The organism is Streptomyces sp. NPDC097617 (assembly GCF_044761485.1).
GTDB lineage: Bacteria > Actinomycetota > Actinomycetes > Streptomycetales > Streptomycetaceae > Streptomyces.
Genome location: NZ_JBIWCL010000051.1, coordinates 1 through 17,837, shown reverse-complemented (window position 1 = coordinate 17,837; position 17,837 = coordinate 1). Strand labels below are relative to the sequence as shown.

Here is a 17,837-nt window from a genome sequence, read left to right as displayed (position 1 = left end):
CCTACGTCACACCGCCCGCGACTGCCGCAGGCCCCTTGCTGCCCTGGGTCTCACCGGATGAACCCGGACACAAGGTGATCATGCAACTGACCCTGTTCCGCTGGCTGACCCGATACAACACCCGACGCCGGCACTCCCGCCTCGGTCAAAGGTCTCCGGTCGTCTACGAGAACGCCCTCCAACCACCAGCAACTACCCTGGCCCAAGCCGCATAGACGTGTTCAAAATCCGGGGTCAAGGCCCGTCTCGGTGTTCACCCCGAGATCACCGGCGACGGACTTGATCGTCGCTCCTGGCCTCGACCGGTACAACGCCACCGCATCCGCCTTGAACTCGGCGGGGTAGTGCTTCATCCCCACGGGGACTCCGTTCTCCTGGACCATCAAGATCCAAGTGTCTCCGGTGTCCAAGATCCGGGGTCAGGGCCCATCAAACTGATCAAGCGGCAGACCTACGGCCGCGCCGGACACCCCCTCCTACGCCAACGCATCCTCCTCAGCTGACGCACGAGTCCAAGCGATCAACGCCTACGAAAATCTTGTAAGAGCCGTTCGTTCGACAGATCCTTGATGTGGACATGGGGCGGGGGGATCTGAGTGATGCCGAGTGGGAGGACCGGGGCGGCCGTTCCTGCCGGTCAATAACCGGCGTTGTGCCCGGTGGCGTGACCATCGGCAGGTGATCGACGGGATTCTGCACCGGGTTCGGACCGGTGTTCAGTGGCGCGATCTGCCCGAGCGGTTGGGTCCGTGAAAGACGGTCTACGAACGCCACCGGCTGTGGTCCGGCGACGGAACATGGAGCGTCTGCTCCAGCAAGCCCAGGCCGCGGCCGACTCGGCCGGCGAGATCGACTGGGACGTCTCGGTCGACTCCACCCTCGTGCGAGCGCTGCGCGGTCCGGGTGGCGGTGCCTCTCGCGAAGGCCCCTATCGGGACACGCCCACCGATCCAGCGACAGCAGAGTGTCGTTTCAGACAGTGGCCGACAGATCAAAGTGAAGGCACCAGGGCCAGTCGTAAGGCGGGGCAGGCCACCGGCCGAAGCAGCACCTGAACATCCTCACAGTCATTTCGGGTGGCCAAGCCGACCACTGCTTTAGCTTGTTGATGCAACGCCCGACTGCGTTCCGGCTCAGTTACTGAGGATTTCAGGGTGGGGTCGGTGGGTTGATAGCCAGGCCGGTGGCGGTGAGGCAGCCGTCGATGAGGTGGGGTCGGAGCTGGATATGGGCCCTCACCAGCAGGTCGCGGTAGTCCTGCCAGGAGAAGCTCTTTCGGGCGCCCTTGAGCAGGAGATGGTTGCGGGGCCTGTGGATGAGGCGGCTCTTCTCGCCGGGTTTGTAGCAGCACAGGACGGCGACCGAGGTCCGGCGGCGGGAGCGTCCGCGGACGCGGATGACAGGGGTGTGTCCGCGCCGGCCCCAGGTGCGGGCGCGGGGCGGCGTCATGGAGAATCCGGCCTCGTCCTCGAAGACGATCCAGCCCCCACACGCCGCCGCGAGCCTTTTACCTGGGGCCACACCTCCTTCTTCCACAGCTCCACCGCGTGCTCGTCCCGCTCGAGTGCTCTGCGGGCCGGTGCCTGCCAGGACCAGCCGTGCCGCTTCAGCAGCCGCCAGACCGTCGCTACCGAGAGACACACCCGCAGCCGGCGGCGGATCACCGTCTGGACCCGGGCCAGAGTCCACCGTTCATCCTCGAAGCCGTGCGCTGACGGGCCCTTGCCGAGTTCCTCCTCGAGCATGCTGAACTGGGCATCGGTGACGGTCGGGGAGTTGGCCGGGCCCGTCGAGTGCAGGCCCTCGATGCCGCCCTCGCGCCAGGCACGACGCCAGCGTTCCACCGACCGCACACTCACCCGCAGGTCCTTCGCGATCACGACGGTCTTCTCACCCGCCGCGAACCGCACGCCGGCCTGAAGCCGGATCCCCTCACGAAACGCCCGACGCTCAGCGGTCAGGCCCCCACCCTCCGGATAACGCATACCACCGGCATACCGCAGGGATCATGAACCGTCATCACCCGACGACAACCCGAAATCCTCAGTAGGTGTTGCTGTCGAAGGCTGTCGGCCTGCCGCCGCAGCTGCCGGGACGTTGGCGGTTGACGGCGGGCTGTCAGATCACTGCCCGGTGCCGCGGAAATGCAGGATCCCCCGGATCGCGTGGGACGAGTCGGCCTTGTCCGCAAAGACCATCGCAGGCTTGGTCTTCGTCTACCGACCGGCCGAGGAACCCGAACCTGATCCATGACCTGCCCGAATGCTGGTGCGTCCTCGGCGCCTGGCCGGCCAGGATGACGAAGCCCACCGGGCGGCAGCGGCCGTCAGCCGAAAGGTGGATCTGCGCGGTCAGTCCTCCGCGCGAGCGTCCGAGGGCGCGATCGACAGGCTCTGCTCGCCTGGGGCCCCCTTCTACGGGTCCCGGGCGAGCAGAGCGGTGAAGACCCTTTCCAAGTCCCGTCGGCGGCCCACATCCGTAGCCGGCTATGGGCCCCGCCGAGGCGTCACCCACCCGGGAGCGGATGCGATGACGGTCGCCGTGTAGATCCAGTCCTGCCCAACCACCCGGTACACGCCCTACTCGAACCCTGCGGATCTGATCAGATCTCGATTCGCTTGCCCGGCGAGTTCTCAGCGAAATCGGGTGTAGCGGTGTTTCATCCCGACCGGGAAGTACTCGGGGTCGCCATGTGAACGCGTCTCGACGAGCGGCAGTTGCAACTCGGTGGGCACGTAGTTCATGTACTCGCTGTTCTGCTCACGCAGTGCGTTGAGGATCGAGTGCGGGGTGCTCTCCGTGCGGATCTGTTCGGCATGGTGGTTGGGAGCGATCTCTGCGACGACGCGCAGCTGGGGCCGTTCGCCATTCTGAATCTCCATGACGAACTTCCCAGTGAGGCGCGGGTAGGAGTCGTCCCGTTCCAGGCCGGCGGCGATGCTCTCCGGGTAGATGTTGGCACCGTACATGGACAGGGCGAACAGAGTGCGGCCGAAAAGCCAGACGTACGGAGCAGGTTCGTGTGGTGGGGAATCCGGCGCCAAGATGCCCACCTCGGTGCACATTTCACTCAATGCGCTCGCGCTCGACCGCCCGCCCGTGTCTCCGAGGGTGTACCGCACTAGGGGTACGACACCGTCCGTGGTGAGGAAGAGCTCGCCGTTCACCGCATCAAAGTGGCGGATCGCCGGATCGTACCGCATGAGGGATGGCAGCCGGTCGGAGCCGAAGAGGGCCTGGCTGGAGCCGCCCGTCGAGGCGATGGAACGACGCAGCCGGATGCTCACTGGAGTCTCGTAGGCGAGCACTCCCGCGTCGGCTGTTCCGTACAGCGATGCGGTGGCCGTCTCCGGGCTGGTGATCGCCGCACGCTCGCACACCACGTCTCGCCAGTTTTCACTGAACACCTCCCCAGCGAAAACGAGATGCATTGCGTAGCGCTCCCACTGCACGCCGCGGACCCGTCCCGCGTCGACCACATCTTTGAGGAACGGCGGGTAGCCCAGGAGGACGGTCTGCTCGACATGGGGGGCCAGCGCCTGAACGGCCTGCAGGACGGCGTCGACGTTGTTGCCGGGAGCAGCAATAGTCAACAGCAGCCCCGTGCGGGCGAGGTGCTGGAGACACTCCAGGGTGTACAGGCCTCCGACCCAGGACCCTAGTGGGAAACAGACGACGGCGAGGGTGTGCTTGCGGTCCGCGCCGAACGTGTCCTCGAGGACGCGGCGAAAGGGCGTAGCGGCCCTTACCTCGTCGTCGACGCGCCGCGGCCACGTCGTGGGTGTGCCAGACGAACCGGAGGACATGGAGACCATCTGTATGGTGCGGGAATCGGCACCGCGGCAACGCTCTTCTAGAGGGAAAGCATTGACATAGCTGGATTTGTCCATGGCCGGCACTTCATCCAGGGGCAAGCCGGTCATGGCCGATGCGTCGATACCCCGTTCGGCCAGAAACCGCTGGTAGGCGGGTACGGTCCGCGCGGCCTCCAGAGCGAACCGCTCCCATCGGTCAAAGTCAAGGGTTTCGTTCATGCTCTCGCCGTCCTCACTGTTTTGCCTGTCTGATCTCGTTTTGGGTGCATCTGGTTGTCCGGGAAGATCCGGTTACGGCTCCCGAGTCCCCAAGGGCACAGAGCGGGTGGGATTGCTTCGGCTTGGTGTGTGGGTAGCCGGCGCGTCGGAAGACGGCAGCCCGGATCCCGTTCCGCATTGCATCGGCGTTCACCCCGAGATGGGCGACGACCGCCTTGATCACCGCGTCCGGCTGAGACCGGTACAACGCAACTGATCCCGCCTGGACTTGGCGAGACAGCACTTCATCCCGACGAGGCTCCGTTCGCCTGGACCATCAAGATCCAAGTCTTTCCGGTGTTCAAGATCCGGTGGTAAGGCCTTCGCCGGACAGGCCGTACTGCTGCCAGTCACGGGGGTTCACCCCGTACGCAGTGCGGAAGACGCGGCTGAAGTGGCTGGCGCTGACGAAACCCCATCGATGTGCGACGGCGGCAACCCCTGGGCGGGCAGGCGGCGGCCCGATCAGGTCCCGGCGGCATCGCTCCAGTCGCTGAGCCCGGACCCACTCGCCGAACGTGACCCCTTCGGGTTCGAATAGCTTGTGTAGGTAGCGAACGGAGAAACGGTGCGCCACGGCGACACTGGACGGCGACAGGTCAGGGTCGGACAGGTGGCGCAGGACGTGGTATTTCACCCGTTCCAGGTTGGCCGCGGCCACGTCTGGAGCGTGCGGTGTGAACCGACCGCACCGCTCGTTGATCAGAAGCGCCACCAGGTCCAGGGCGGTGGTGGCGAACTGTCGGCCGGCGGCCTCCTCCAGCCCCGTCACCTCACGCGCGATGGCGGCCAGATAGGTCGCGACCAGCGCTCCGCTGCCGCTCTGTCCGGGGAAAGCCGTTGCTGTCACCGCTCGGAGATCTTCCTCGCGCACGCGGAGATCCTCCCGATGGAAGTGGAAAGAGGTGAAGGAGAACTGGCCCTCTACCCTCTTCCTGAATGGGCGGGCCGCGTCAGACAGTGAGAAATCACCGGGCCGCACAAGAGTCTGGCGCCTGTCCTGTTCCTTCATAGCGGTGCCACGATGTTGGAGGCTGAGGATGACGAACTCCTCACCGGCGCGAGCTACCAACCGCTGGTTACGCGTTACCATCTGCGGCCCTGCCTCGACACGGGTCACATGGAGGGCGCCGATTTGGTCACTCACGATCCGGCCGGGCGACGGTTCGGTCTCCTGGAAACAGACTTCGAGCGGTACGAACGTGCGTGACACCGCATCGTGCCAGCACTCCGTCCGGTCGGCTGCGGACAGTGCCGCGGTGGAGAGGACGAGGGGCACTAGATCTCCTACATGCTCGCAACCGGTCGATGCTGTTCGGGACCGATGCCGGGTCCAACGATGTCACCACCGTGGCTTGAATCAGTCCAGGAAGAATCAGAGGCAGAATCACGTGCGGCCGTGCCACGCCAGAGCCGCGGCTCGCCGTGCACACGGATCGGCGTCACGGCGAGGGACCTCGATGGAAGACGGGTACGCGTAGCCCACGTCCCCAATAAGCGTCACGGCGACACGGCCCGGACATCGTGCGCGGACGGCGAGCCGGCACGTCGACCGCCCGGATCCAGTTCCGCAGCGCATCGGTGTTACCCCGAGTTCGGCACCGCCCGACTTGATCGCCGTGTCAGGCCGGGACCCGGTACAACGCGACCTGGGCCGCTCGCAGGGGTAGCACTTCATCCCCGCGTGGACTCCATTCTCCTGAACCATCAAGATCCGAGTCGCTCCGGTGTCCAAAATCCGGGGTCAGGGCCCCATCGCTGACCAAGGTGGGGACACCCTCCGCCGTCCTTGACCGGGCCCCCGTGGCGTGCGCCCCGCGTGGCGGGCGACGTTGTTCACGTCCGGAAGCCGTGCCGTCATGAACGCGTTGAGGACCACGAGCGGCGCGGGAGCGGTAACGGAGGCCCGTCGGCGCGAAGCACGGGCAACCCGCGACTCAGCCATGCTGCACGCACGCCGTGTTGCGGCGACCGGCGCGCGCTCACCGGGTGGCGGGCAAGCCTTCCAATTCAGCTGCAAAACATGGCTGTTCACGCCTCGGTGCACTTGAGTTCACCTTCGCACGGGACTGTGTGCTGCGAACAACCCATGGACGGAAAGCTCTATGCAAAGCAAGGTTCAAGGCGGGGTCACCGGGCTCCGTCTCGATTGGAACGAGTGCGTGGGCGGGCCCTCTCCCGTGGCCGTCGCCCGAGTTGCCGCAAAGGCCGCCGACCTTCACCGTTATCCGCGAGGGCTGTTGGGCGAGGTGACCGAGGCCGTGGCACGTGAGAACGGCGTGGACGCTGACTCCGTACTCCTCACCAACGGTGTGGACGAGGCCGTAGACTTGGCCCTGACCCTGGTCGACACGGCATGGTTTGCCTCGCCCGGGTTCGACTCCTATTCCGACCGGGCAGCTGTCCTTGGCCGGACGGCGCGGCCGATTTCGCTGGACGAGCACTGGGAACCGACCATCTCTCCGGCCGAACTCAGCTGCCGGGGTGCCGTGTTCATCGCCCAGCCGCACAACCCGACCGGCCATCTGTTCGAATCCGCCTGGGTCGACGCGGTGGTTGCGGGCGCGGAACTCGCCTTCCTCGACACGACGTATGCCGCGTTCGCCGGCCCCGACCGCCGAGGGAAGCTGACCGACCCGTACCCCTTGGGTATCCATCCCCGCCTGCTGCTGTTCCGCAGCTTCTCCAAGAGCCACGGCCTCGCCGGTGTCCGACTCGGCGCCCTTATCGGCGCACCCGGGCTCATCGCCCAGCTGCGCGGCCGCCAGCGCTTCCACTCCGTCGACTCCGTTGCCCTGCACGCCCTTGCTGGCGCGCTTGATGATCCTGGGCACCAACTCAGTTTGCGTGAACAGGTGTTGGCCGATCGCCCGCATTACGTGAAGGCGCTGGGCGCGCACCCGGTGTTCGCCGAGGCACGCGACACCCACGCCAACTTCGTCGTCGCACGTACCCGCGACGGGTTGTCCTCGGCGGAGGTCACCCGGCGACTGGCCGAGCAGGACGTGTGGGTACGGGACTGCGGCGAGTTCGGTCTGACCGGATGGCTCCGCATATCCGTCGGCACCCTGAAGCAACTCGGCCAGCTCATCGACGCGTTGGACGCAGCTGATCCGCCTCCCCGGCCCATGTCCGCCCCGCATCCCGCCCGCAGCTTCCTGGAAAGAGCGTCATGAACAACCCCATGACCGTATCGACGGATTTTGAGCACCAGCTTGTCGAGGCGATCCAGCCGATCCGTCATCTCGCCCTCGCCCATGCGCTGTACACGGTCATGGACAACGGCGTGTACCGGACGGTCAAGGCCGAACCGGGCCTCACCTCCGCTGCCATCGCCGAGCGGCACGGCCTGGACGCCGAACGCTTCGCGGGACTCTGTCTCTACCTCTCCAACGAGGGCTACTTCGCACAGCGGGCAAAGGGGGCGGAGGAGGGCTGGCACCTGACGGAGAAGGCCAAGGCACTCGAGCCCTTCCAGCCCTGGTACACGCTGCTGGTCGGCGGGTACGCCCAAACGTTCGGCCAGCTCGGCGACGTTCTCAAGCACGGCGCCCCGTTCGCGACCCGCGACGGGGCCAAGGTCGGCGCCGGGTCGTGCGGCATGAGCATGTTCGACGCGCTGCCGCTGGCCGACCGACTGCTGGACACCCTGCCCGCCGAGGGCCTCACCGTGGTCGACCTCGGCTGTGGAGACGCCGCGTTCCTGACCGAGCTTGTCCGCCGCCGCCCCGGTCTCCGCGGCGTGGGCATCGAGCCCGACGAGGTGGGCAGCCGGCTGGCCACCGAACGCGTCAAGGCCGACGGGCTGTCCGACCGCGTCACGATCCACAGGGGACGTGCCGCCGACGCCGTGTCCGTTGAGCTGCCGACCGAGGGAACGCTCTGCTTCCTGACCGCCTTTGTGCTCCAAGAGATGCTGGAGCAGGAGAGCGAGGCGGCGGTGACGGAACTGCTACGCAAGACCATGCAAAATCACCCGGGCGCGCACTGGCTCGTCATTGAGGTGGACCAACAGCTGGACGACCCCCGCACCATGGCCCACGCACTCGGTCTATCGTACTACAACCCCTACTTCCTCCTGCACGTCATCACCGAACAGCGTCTGGAGAAGCGCGCGTTCTGGGACGACCTGTTCGACCGGGCCCAGCTCGACGTCGTCGACTTCGCTCACCCGGACGCGAGCGTCGACTCCACCGCGCTCGAGCTGGGCTACCTGCTGCGCCGCCAAGAGTCGGCCTCACAAGGCGTTTGACGGCTCGCGCCACATCCCACCCCTCCCTCCCCTTACGGCCGAACCCGAGGATCCACCGTGCTCGCCCCGCTGACCACCACAGCAGCGCCGCCTGCCCCCACCATCGCACCGACCGCCCTCGGCGTGGTGGCGGCCCTAGCGCAGCACGCGCGGAGCCGCCCGGACGCCGTAGCGATCATCGACGGCCCGGACGAGCTGACGTACCGGCGCCTATACGCGACCTCCACCCACTACGCCGCGGAATTGCGCCGTTCGGGCGTCCAGCCGGGTGACTTCGTCGGTCTGTGGGCCAGGCGCAGCCCGAGCACAGTAGTGGCGATGTTCGGCCTCCTGCTAGCCGGCGCCGCCTTCGTGCCGATCGACCCGGCGGACCCGGCCGAGCGGCTGCGGTCCATCGCCGAGCGCGGCAAGCTCGACGCCGTGATCGCTCCCGAGCGCTGGGCGGGGGCGTTCGAGGCCGCCGGGCTGCGGGTCCTGCCAGCCCCGGGGGTGCCTGCGACGGAAGCGCCGGACGAAGCCGCGCCCCGGCCGGTTGAGTCCGGTACGGAGACCAGTCCGAGTACGGGCCCGGACGGGATCGCGTACGTCATTCACACCTCGGGAAGCACCGGGCAGCCCAAGGGTGTCGCCATCCCGAAGGGGGCGCTGGACCACTTCACCCGGCAGATCGCCGCCGGGTACGGTCTCGGCCCCGGCGACCGGGTGCTCCAGTTCTCCTCGATCGCTTTCGACGGCAGCATCGAGGAGATCTTCCCGCCGCTGTACGCGGGCGCCGCCATCGTCATACGGCCCGAGGAGCCGCTGTCCTCCCCCGAGGCGTTCCTCGATTGGTGCGGCGATCTGGGCGTCACCCTGCTGCACATACCGACGGCGTACTGGCACGAGGTCGTCGACGCCATGGTGCAGAACGGTGTGCGGCTGCCCGTGTCGGCCCGCGTCGTCAGTGTCGGCGGCGAGCAGATCCGCCAGGATCGCGTCGCCGACTGGCGGCGGCTGCACCACGACTCCTTGGTGCGGCTCGTCAACGTCTACGGCCCTACCGAGACCACCGTGGTCGCGACCTGGGCGGACTTGGCGGGGCCGCGCGCCACGGACCGGGCAGAGGACGCCCCCGCCACCATCGGCCACCCGCTACCCGGCGTCTTGGTCCAGATCATGGGCGCAAAGGGTCCCGCGGCGCCCGGCGAGGAGGGAGAGCTGCACATCGGCGGTCCGACCGTCGGCGCCAGGTACATCAACCTTCCCGAACTGACCGCCGAGCGGTTCGGCGTCGGCCCTGACGGCGTCCGCTACTACCACACCGGCGACCGGGTACGGAGGTTGCCCGACGGCAGCCTTGTGCACCTAGGACGGATGGACCGCCAGATCAAGGTCCGAGGCTTCAGGGTCGAGCCGACCGAGGTCGAGCAGGCCCTCCTGACCGACCCGCGCGTCCGCGACGCCGTCGTACTCTACGACGCCGGGCGGGCCATGCTCGTCGGCTACCTACTGGCAGCCGGTCCCGCGGCCGCAGGACCGGTCGCCTTCGGCGACCAGGATCTGACCGAACTGACCACAAACCTGACGGACCGGCTGCCCGCTTACGCGGTGCCATCCCGGCTCGTCCCAGTCGAGGCGTTCCCGCTCAACTCCCGCGGCAAGGTGGACGCCGAGGCCCTGGCTGCCCTCCCCTTGCCCGCGACCGGCGACGGCGGCGCGACGCCGGGCCAGCAGACCGGGATCGGACGAACCGTCGCCAGCCTGATCGGAGACGTGCTGGGCATAGAGTCGGTCGACCCGGACGACTCCGTCTTCCTGCTCGGCGCCAACTCCCTGACCGCGATCCGCATTCTCACCCGTGTTGAGCGAAGCTTCAGCGTCCGCCTCACCCTCGCGGACCTGTACGCCAACCCCACTGCGGCAGCCCTGTCGGTCCTGCTGGCGGACGCCGAACCGCCCACTGGTCCGGCCACCCGACCGAACGGGCTTCTCAACTCTTGCGAAATTGAGGCCAACGACGCGACCGCATCCGTATCCAACGAGCGGCTGCCGCTTACCGCCTTCCAGCAGGACGCCTGGCTCGCCGAACAGCTTCAACCCGGCACACCCATGCATACTCTGGGCCTGCGCTACCGCATCACCGGGCCCGTCGATCCGGCATCCGTGACGGACGCCCTGCGACACCTGGCCGAGCGGCACGAGGCACTGCGCGCAGTCTTCGAGCAGACGGATGACGGGCCACTGATGGTCTTCGGCGGCCCCGTGCCGCACGTCCAGGTCGACGCCCACGACCTGACCGGACTGCCGGCCGCCGAACGCGAGGTGAGGCGCGGTGAACTGGCTGCCGCCCGGGGCCGCACAGTGTTCGACCCCGCAGCGGGCCCACTGCTCGCAGGCACGCTGCTGCGGCTGGACGATGACGAGTGGGAACTCGTCGCAGCCGTACACCACCTGGTCTTCGACGGCTGGTCGGCCACGGTCCTCGCCGACGACCTCGCGCACCTCCTCGGCGGTTCCGCGCCCGCCCCGGCAAGCCGCTTCTCCACTCACCTGCGCGAGGCCCAGCGGGCCGCGGCAGACCCGGCCCGCCGCGCCGCGCTGCACAGCCACTGGACCACCCGGCTCGAGGGCATCGACACCGACGTCGAGCTGCCGGCCGACATGCCCCGCCCAGCCGTGCGCTCCTTCACCGGCGCCAAAATCGAGCACCGGCTGGACCCGGACCTGCTGGCCCGTGTCGACGAAGCGGCCGCTCAAGCCGACACCACCACGCACACCTTCGTCTTGGCTGCGCTGCAGACCCTGATCGCCCGGCTCACCGGCCATACCGACATCACGGTGCTCGCGCCGGTCGCCCACCGTGACGACCCGGCGAGCGAGCGCGCTGTCGGCGCCTTTATCAATATCCTGCCGCTGCGGACCGACCTCGCCGGCGATCCGGACTTCAGGACAGCGCTGCGCCGCGCGACCGGGACGGTGGTGGACGTCCTCAGCCATCCCGACCAGTCCCTGGCTGAGCTGGTCCGGGCGCTGCCGGTGCGGGGCCGCACCGACCGCAGCCCGCTCACCCAAGTCATGCTGATCGTGGTCAACACACCCGCGGCCGTGGCCGCACACGGCCCGGTGACGGTAGAGCACCTCGGCGACACCTTCCCCGGCACCACGAAGCTCGACCTGACGGTCATGCTCGACTTCCAGCCCGCCGGTCCGGTGCTGTCGGTCGAGTACGCCACCGAGTTGTTCCACCGCGCCACCGCGCAGCGGCTGCTGGAAAGCCTGCTCACCCTGCTCAACGGCGCGCTCGACGATCCGACGGCGCCGATCAGCCGTCTGCCGCTGCTATCGGCAGAGCGGCGCAGCGAGGTATTGGCCGCCGGGGGCGCCGCGCAGGCCGCAGGGGCCACCGCGCAGGACATCTCCGGCACGTCTGGCCGGGTTGGGGTGCAGGCCCTGATCGAGGAACACGCCTGCCGGGCCCCGAACGCTCCGGCGGTGACTCACGAGGGCCGGCACTGGAGTTATGCCGGACTGGACGGCGAGGCCGAACGGCTCGCCCGGCAGCTGCGCGCCGCCGGGGTGGGCGGCAGCGACCGGGTCGGCATCCACCTGGGCAAGGGCCCGCTGGTGTACGCGGCGATGCTCGCCGTCTGGAAAGCGGGCGCCGCGTACGTACCCCTTGACCCGCGGCACCCGGCTGAGCGGCTGCGCCATATGTTCACGGACAGCGGCGCCCGCGCGCTGCTCACCGACGACCCGGCCGGATTCCCTGTGCCGGACGGCGTCCCGGTCCTCCGCGCCACCGGAGCCGAGGCAGGGGACGTCACCGAGCCGGAAACCGAGAGCACCTCCGGCGCGGTCGTCGGCCACCCGGCGGCAAACCCTGCCGGCGATCTCGCAGTGGCGATCCGGGGCAGCCTTGACGACCCGGCGTACATTCTCTACACCTCCGGAACGAGCGGACTGCCTAAGGGCGTTGTCGTCTCGCACCGCAACCTGTGCCACGCCGTAGACATGTGGCGGGAGGCGTACGAGCTGAAGCCGGGGCTGTCCCACCTCCAGGCTGCCAATTCCTCCTTCGACGTCTTCGTCGGCGAAACCCTGCGCGCGCTCGGCACCGGCGGCCGGATCGTCGTCTGCCCGCACGAGACGCTGCTCGACCCGGCGGAGCTCTACGCCCTGTTCCGCGCTGAGCAGGTCAACGTCGCCGAACTCGTACCGACCGTGCTTCGCGGCCTGCTGGAATACGCCGAACACGCGCCGGGCGCGCCCGGACCGCTGCCCGACCTGCAGCTGCTAGCAGGAGGCGCCGAGAAGTGGTACGTCCACGAGTACCGGCGCGCCCTCGCCCTGGTCGGCCCCGGCGGACGGGTCGTCAACTCGTACGGCGTCACCGAAGCCACCGTCGACAACGCCTACTTCGAAGGCGACGTCGGCGCCGAGCCGGCTCAGGCGCCGCTGCCGATCGGCCGCCCCTACCCGGGCAATCACCTGTACGTACTGGACGCCCACGGCCAGCCCCTGCCCTTCGGCGTCCCCGGCGAACTGTGGATCGGCGGCGCGGGGGTTGCCGTCGGATACCACGACCGGCCCGCGCTCACCGAGGAGCGGTTCCGGCGCGACCCATTCAGCACCGCCCCGGGCGCCCGGATGTACCGCACCGGGGACGGCGCGCGGCTGCGCGCCGACGGGGTGACCGAGTTCCTCGGGCGGCTGGACGACCAGATCAAAATCAACGGTCACCGTATCGAGTTGGACGAGGTGGAGGCGGCACTCGCGGCCCAGCGCGAGGTGCGTGCGGCGGCCGCCGCGCTGCGGCCGGACTCCCGCGGCGTCGCCCGGCTCGTCGGGTACGCGGTCCCGGCCGACCCGCAGCGGCCACCCAGCGCGGAAGCGCTGCGCCGAGGGATGCAGGAGATCCTCCCGCACTACGCGATACCCGCGCAGACCCTTCTTTTGCCCGCGCTACCGCTCAGTGCCAACGGCAAGGTCGACCGCAAGGCACTGCCGCAGCCGCCCGACCACATGGGCGGAATCGACGAGCGGGTCTTGCCGCGTACCCGCACCGAGAAGGAACTCGCCATGCTCTGGAGCGAGGTGCTGGGCCGCACATCGATTGCGCTCGACGACGGCTTCTTCGAGCTGGGCGGCGACTCCTTCGCCGCTCTGCGTCTGGTCCGCCTGGTGGAGCATCGGTGCGGGGTACGCGTAGCGCTGCTGGACCTCTACCGCAACGCTACGGTCGAGAGGCTCGCCGAGCACATCGAGCAGCGCACTGGGACTGTGACCGTCGCGGAGGGGACACCGGCCACGACGTCCGCCGTCGGCGGGGAGAGTTCGCTACTCCAACGCTTCACTCCGGACATCGGCGGCCCGGCGGCGGCCACTGTGGTCTGCATCCCGTACTCCGGCGGGCACGCTCTGGCGTTCGAACCGTTCGCCAGGGCGCTGCCCGACAACTGGTCGCTCTACGCCCTGCAGAGTCCGGGCCGGGACTGGAGCCGTCCGGACGAGTCAGCGCTTTCCTTCGACGAGCTGATCGACCGCTGCCTGGACGAGATGCGCGAACTGCCCGGCCCGTTGTACCTGTACGGTCACTGCCACGGATCCGCGACCACGGTCGAGCTGGGGCTGCGGGCGGAGGAGGCAGGGCTGCCGCTGGCTGGTGTCGCAATCGGCGCGATGTTCCCGATGGCGCGGCTGCCCGGACGCTTCTTCGACTGGGTGTACCGGAACTTCCCAATGGACAGGCTGGTGTCCGACCGAGCCATCCTCGAGGAGATCCGGGCGCTGGGCGGGGGCATGTCGGAGTTCGACGACCCGGCAGAGTACGCTTTCGCTATGCGTTCGGTACGGCACGACGAGCGCGGCTCCGAAGACTTCTACGCCCAGTCGCTCAGCGCACCGCGCACGCGGGTGCTGAAGGCTCCGCTGCTGAGCCTGGTCGGTTCCAAGGACCGGGTCACCGAGCTGTACACCGAGCGCTTCCGCGAGTGGGAGCACTACGCGGACGACGTCGAGCTGGCCGTGATCCCGAAGGCAGGCCACGGCTTCCTCAAGCACCAGCCAGTGGAACTAGCGGCCGAGGTGGTGGCCTGGGCTGACCGTACGACGGATACGACCGGCTCGGGCGGGCTGCCGGAGTCCTCGACAACGACCGGGATCGCCCAGGGAGGGGCCGTGCCGGGCGGCATTGGGAACCCGAAGACCCGGCGGTCCGCGCTGCCCCCCACCCCGCCAGCATCAGGCCCCAAGCCGGGGCTGGGCCGGTTCGCCGTTGTCGCGGCGGGGCAGTTCGTCTCGACGATCGGCAGCGCGCTCAGCCAGCTGGTGATGAGCCTGTGGGCGTACCAGCAGACCGGCCAGGTGACCGCTTTCGCGTTCGTCACCGCGGTCTCGCTGCTGCCCGGTCTGCTGGTCGGCCCCTTCGCGGGTGTAGTCGCCGACCGTTACGACCGCCGAAAGGTGATGCTGGGCAGCGATGTGGCCGCTGGGCTGGCCACACTGGCGATGATCGGCCTGATTGCCGGTGACAGCGTCAACATGCCCTACGTCTATCTGCTCTGCGGGCTGACCTCGGTCACCAGCGCCTTCCAGCGCCCCGCGTATCTTGCGGCCGTCGCCCAACTCGTTCCCAAGCCGTTCCTCGGGCACGCAGGCGGGGTGACACAGCTCGGCACAGGAGCGGGCGCTCTGTTTGCCCCGATGCTCGGCGCCGGACTGCTGAGTGTCGTCTCCCTGCCGACGATCCTGTCCATCGACGCGGCCACCTTCGCGGTGGCCGTGGCCTCGCTGCTTATGGTCCGCTTCCCCGACCGCCTGTTCCGCCGGCGTGAGGAGTCCGTCCGCTCCGAGATGCTGAACGGCTGGCGCTACATCACCTGCCGCCCTGGCCTGAAATCCGTCCTGTGGTACTTCGTCGTCGACCATGCGCTGTACGCCGCCGGGTTCACCCTGATCACCCCGCTGATCCTGGTCGACTACGACGTATCCACCCTGGGCGTGATCCTCAGCGCCGGCGGGCTCGGGGCACTGCTGGGCTCGCTCGCCATGAGCGTGTGGGGAGGCACCCGCCGCCGCACCGACGGCATGCTGCTCTTCATGGCCGCGAACAATATCGGGCTGTTGGTAATCGGGCTGGCAGGTAGGCCGTGGCTGCTGGTCGTGGGCATGTTCGGCATGGCGTTCACCGAGTCCCTCATCAACGGACATTGGATCGCGCTGCTCCAAAGGAAGGTGGGTTTGGAGCTTCAGGGCCGGGTGCTGGCCATCTTCCTTACCGTGGTCACCTCGGCGGTCCCGTTGGGCAACCTGGTGATCGGCCCGCTGGCCGATCACGTCTTCCGGCCGATGCTGATGCCCGGCGGGGGCCTCACAGACACTCTCGGACCGGTGCTGGGCACGGGGCCGGGCCGCGGCCTAGCGCTGGTCATCATCGCCAGTGGTCTGCTGCTGACGGTCTGGACGGCCCGGTCCTGGTTGAACCGCAAGCTGCGCTTCGTCGAGGACGCACTGCCGGACGCGGTGCCGGACGCCGAAATAGAGGACCGCGACACCGAACAGGCGCGCGCGGATGAGCGGCTGCGCCGGCTCGTTGCGGGTTTCCCCCCAACCGGGGCCGCGGCAGATACCGGCGCGGCGGGTGTCACCGCGCGGCCGGCCGGCACCGCATCGGCCGAGGCAGCGGTTGAAGAAGAATGGCTGAAGACCTGGCGCAGCGTCTATGACGCCTCATACGCCGGTTCGTGGGACGCGATGGGTGAGGACTTCACCGGTTGGGACAGCAGTTACGACGGGTCGGCGATCCCCGTCGCCGATATGCGCGAGTGGCGGGACGCGACCGTCGAACGGATTCTCGCAGAGTCCCCACGCCGGGTGCTGGAGATCGGCGTCGGCAGCGGAGTGTTCCTGGCGCGGATCGCACCGCACTGCGAGAGGTACGTCGGAACGGACCTCTCGCCGGTGGCCGTCGCAACGCTCAACCAGCAGTTGGAAGCGCATCCCGCGCTCCGGCAACGGGTGGAACTGCACGCCCGGCCCGCACACCTCACCGATGATCTGCCAGCCGGGTCCTTCGACACCGTGGTCATCAACTCGGTGGTGCAGTACTTCCCCAGCGATGCCTACCTGACCGCCGTACTGACCGGAGTACTGCGCCTGCTGGCGCCCGGCGGCCGAGTATTCATCGGCGATGTCCGCAACCTCCGGCTCCAGGAGTGCTTCACCGCCGGTGTGCAACAGCGGCGGTCGCCAGCCGGCACCGACGCGACGACGCTGCGTGTCCTGGTCGACCGGGCGATCGAGTCGGAGAACGAACTGCTGCTCGACCCGGAGTACTTCACGGACTTCGCCAACCGGTGCAGCGAGGTGGCCGCGGTAGACGTCCGGACAAAGCGGGGTGTGGCCGACAATGAACTGACGCGATATCGCTACGACGTGGTCCTGACCAAAACTCCGGTCAGGGTGGTGGAGCTGGCTACCGCGCCAGCGGTAGCCTGGGCGAGCACGGTCGCGACCCTGGATGAACTCGCTGCGCGGCTGGCCGACGCCGGATCGGTGCTTCCGGTCCGCGTCACGGGGGTGCCCAACGCCCGTCTGCTGGAAGACCTTTCCGCCCTGGACCGACTACTTCCCCGCGTCAGCATGGTCCGCGGGTTCACAGGAGGCTCCCCAGCCCCGGACCCCGAGGAGTTCCACCGCCTCGGCGCCCGCCTCGGGCTCTGGACGGCAACCACCTGGTCGCACGCCGGCGACGACTGCATGGATGTGCTGTTTGCGGCGCCGGCCGCCAACCGGGACGGTGCCTTCACCAGCCTGCTCCCACCGCCTCCGCGGGCGAACCGCCCGCTGGCCAACACCCCGTCCGCACCGGCGGCATTGATGGTGTCCCGTGGAGTGGTGTAGCTGATCTTGGCTGGGATGTGCGCCGTCCTGGTGCTCCCGCGTGCATCGGGTCTGTCCAGGCTCTGTCTCACATTCGGTGGTAACGCTGAGTGGCGGAGGTCGTTGTTCTCGGTGTGCTGGATGTCAACGAACTTGCGCGGATGGTGTGTTCGGGGATATCGCCGCTGGTCATCGAGGATGTGGTCGATGAGGGTGGGCGGGTATCGGTGAGGGCGAGGGCTCCGAGAGAGCCCTCGCCCTGCCCGGTGTGCGGGGTGCCGTCGGGGCAAGTGCATGGCTATCACTGGCGGACGACGGATTCCCCGAGTGATCGGCGTCGACGACTTCGCTCTGCGCCGACGGCACCGCTATGCCACCGTGGTGATCGACGCCGAAACCCATGAGCGGATCGATGTCCTGCCCGACCGCACGGCCGGCACGCTGGAAGCGTGGCTGCGTGCCCATCCGGGCGTCGAGGTTGTGTGCCGTGACGGATCGACGACCTACTCGGAAGCCATCCGCCGGGCCCTGCCGGACGCGGTGCAGGTCAGTGACCGCTGGCACCTGTGGCGGGTGCGCCGTGAGGCGCTGATTGATCGAGTGGAGGTGGGAGACCTTCGCCGCTGTCCTGTCGCAGCAGGGCGGTGAAGCTG

The 17,837-nt window shown here is 68.4% G+C and carries 7 protein-coding genes and 3 pseudogenes; 5 read left to right on the top strand and 5 right to left on the bottom strand.

Translation table 11 applies throughout. From position 1 onward, the window contains the following. Positions 1-242: 242 nt before the first annotated feature. A pseudogene (locus ACIQZO_RS39680) lies at positions 243-359 on the bottom strand (transposase); the annotation flags it as partial. Positions 360-577: 218 nt separating this feature from the next. Between ACIQZO_RS39680 and ACIQZO_RS39675 the strand changes: the two are divergent. Further along, a pseudogene (locus ACIQZO_RS39675) lies at positions 578-908 on the top strand (transposase); the annotation flags it as partial. A gap of 241 nt (positions 909-1,149) precedes the next feature. Here ACIQZO_RS39675 and ACIQZO_RS39670 read toward each other — a convergent pair. From ACIQZO_RS39670 to ACIQZO_RS39655, 4 genes are all read right to left on the bottom strand, one after another. Continuing rightward, positions 1,150-1,449 (bottom strand): hypothetical protein, encoded by a 300-nt coding sequence (locus ACIQZO_RS39670; protein ID WP_403636171.1) that lies wholly within the window; start codon positions 1,447-1,449, stop codon positions 1,150-1,152. After that, entirely contained in the window at positions 1,446-1,985 is a 540-nt protein-coding gene (locus tag ACIQZO_RS39665; RefSeq protein WP_403636169.1) for a winged helix-turn-helix domain-containing protein, read from the bottom strand. The genes ACIQZO_RS39670 and ACIQZO_RS39665 overlap by 4 nt, the downstream gene beginning before the upstream one ends. A 648-nt stretch (positions 1,986-2,633) precedes the next feature. Continuing rightward, positions 2,634-4,034 carry a phenylacetate--CoA ligase family protein gene (locus tag ACIQZO_RS39660; RefSeq protein ID WP_403636167.1) on the bottom strand — a complete coding sequence of 467 codons (1,401 nt, stop codon included), beginning with the start codon at positions 4,032-4,034 and terminating at the stop codon, positions 2,634-2,636. Between the two features lie 340 nt (positions 4,035-4,374). Beyond that, positions 4,375-5,352 carry a helix-turn-helix domain-containing protein gene (locus ACIQZO_RS39655; protein WP_403636165.1) on the bottom strand — a complete coding sequence of 326 codons (978 nt, stop codon included), beginning with the start codon at positions 5,350-5,352 and terminating at the stop codon, positions 4,375-4,377. An 826-nt stretch (positions 5,353-6,178) separates the two neighbouring features. Here ACIQZO_RS39655 and ACIQZO_RS39650 point away from each other — a divergent pair. The 4 genes and pseudogenes from ACIQZO_RS39650 to ACIQZO_RS39635 all read left to right on the top strand — a co-directional run. Beyond that, a complete protein-coding gene (locus ACIQZO_RS39650) occupies positions 6,179-7,249 on the top strand; it encodes a pyridoxal phosphate-dependent aminotransferase (protein WP_403636163.1) in 1,071 nt (356 codons plus the stop codon). After that, a complete protein-coding gene (locus ACIQZO_RS39645) occupies positions 7,246-8,325 on the top strand; it encodes a 2-ketoarginine methyltransferase (protein WP_403636162.1) in 1,080 nt (359 codons plus the stop codon). The genes ACIQZO_RS39650 and ACIQZO_RS39645 overlap by 4 nt, the downstream gene beginning before the upstream one ends. Positions 8,326-8,382: 57 nt before the next feature. Next, on the top strand, positions 8,383-17,205 hold the full coding sequence (locus ACIQZO_RS39640; RefSeq protein WP_403636160.1) for an amino acid adenylation domain-containing protein: 8,823 nt from the start codon (positions 8,383-8,385) through the stop codon (positions 17,203-17,205). A 143-nt stretch (positions 17,206-17,348) separates the two neighbouring features. Further along, a pseudogene (locus tag ACIQZO_RS39635) lies at positions 17,349-17,757 on the top strand (transposase); the annotation flags it as partial. Positions 17,758-17,837: the final 80 nt, after the last annotated feature.

Bases quoted from the DNA above. Each gene is read 5' to 3' on its own strand.
- ACIQZO_RS39665 (WP_403636169.1), bottom strand. From the start codon at position 1,985: ATGCGTTATCCGGAGGGTGGGGGCCTGACCGCTGAGCGTCGGGCGTTT.
- ACIQZO_RS39670 (WP_403636171.1), bottom strand. From the start codon at position 1,449: ATGACGCCGCCCCGCGCCCGCACCTGGGGCCGGCGCGGACACACCCCT.
- ACIQZO_RS39660 (WP_403636167.1), bottom strand. From the start codon at position 4,034: ATGAACGAAACCCTTGACTTTGACCGATGGGAGCGGTTCGCTCTGGAG.
- ACIQZO_RS39650 (WP_403636163.1), top strand. From the start codon at position 6,179: ATGCAAAGCAAGGTTCAAGGCGGGGTCACCGGGCTCCGTCTCGATTGG.
- ACIQZO_RS39645 (WP_403636162.1), top strand. From the start codon at position 7,246: ATGAACAACCCCATGACCGTATCGACGGATTTTGAGCACCAGCTTGTC.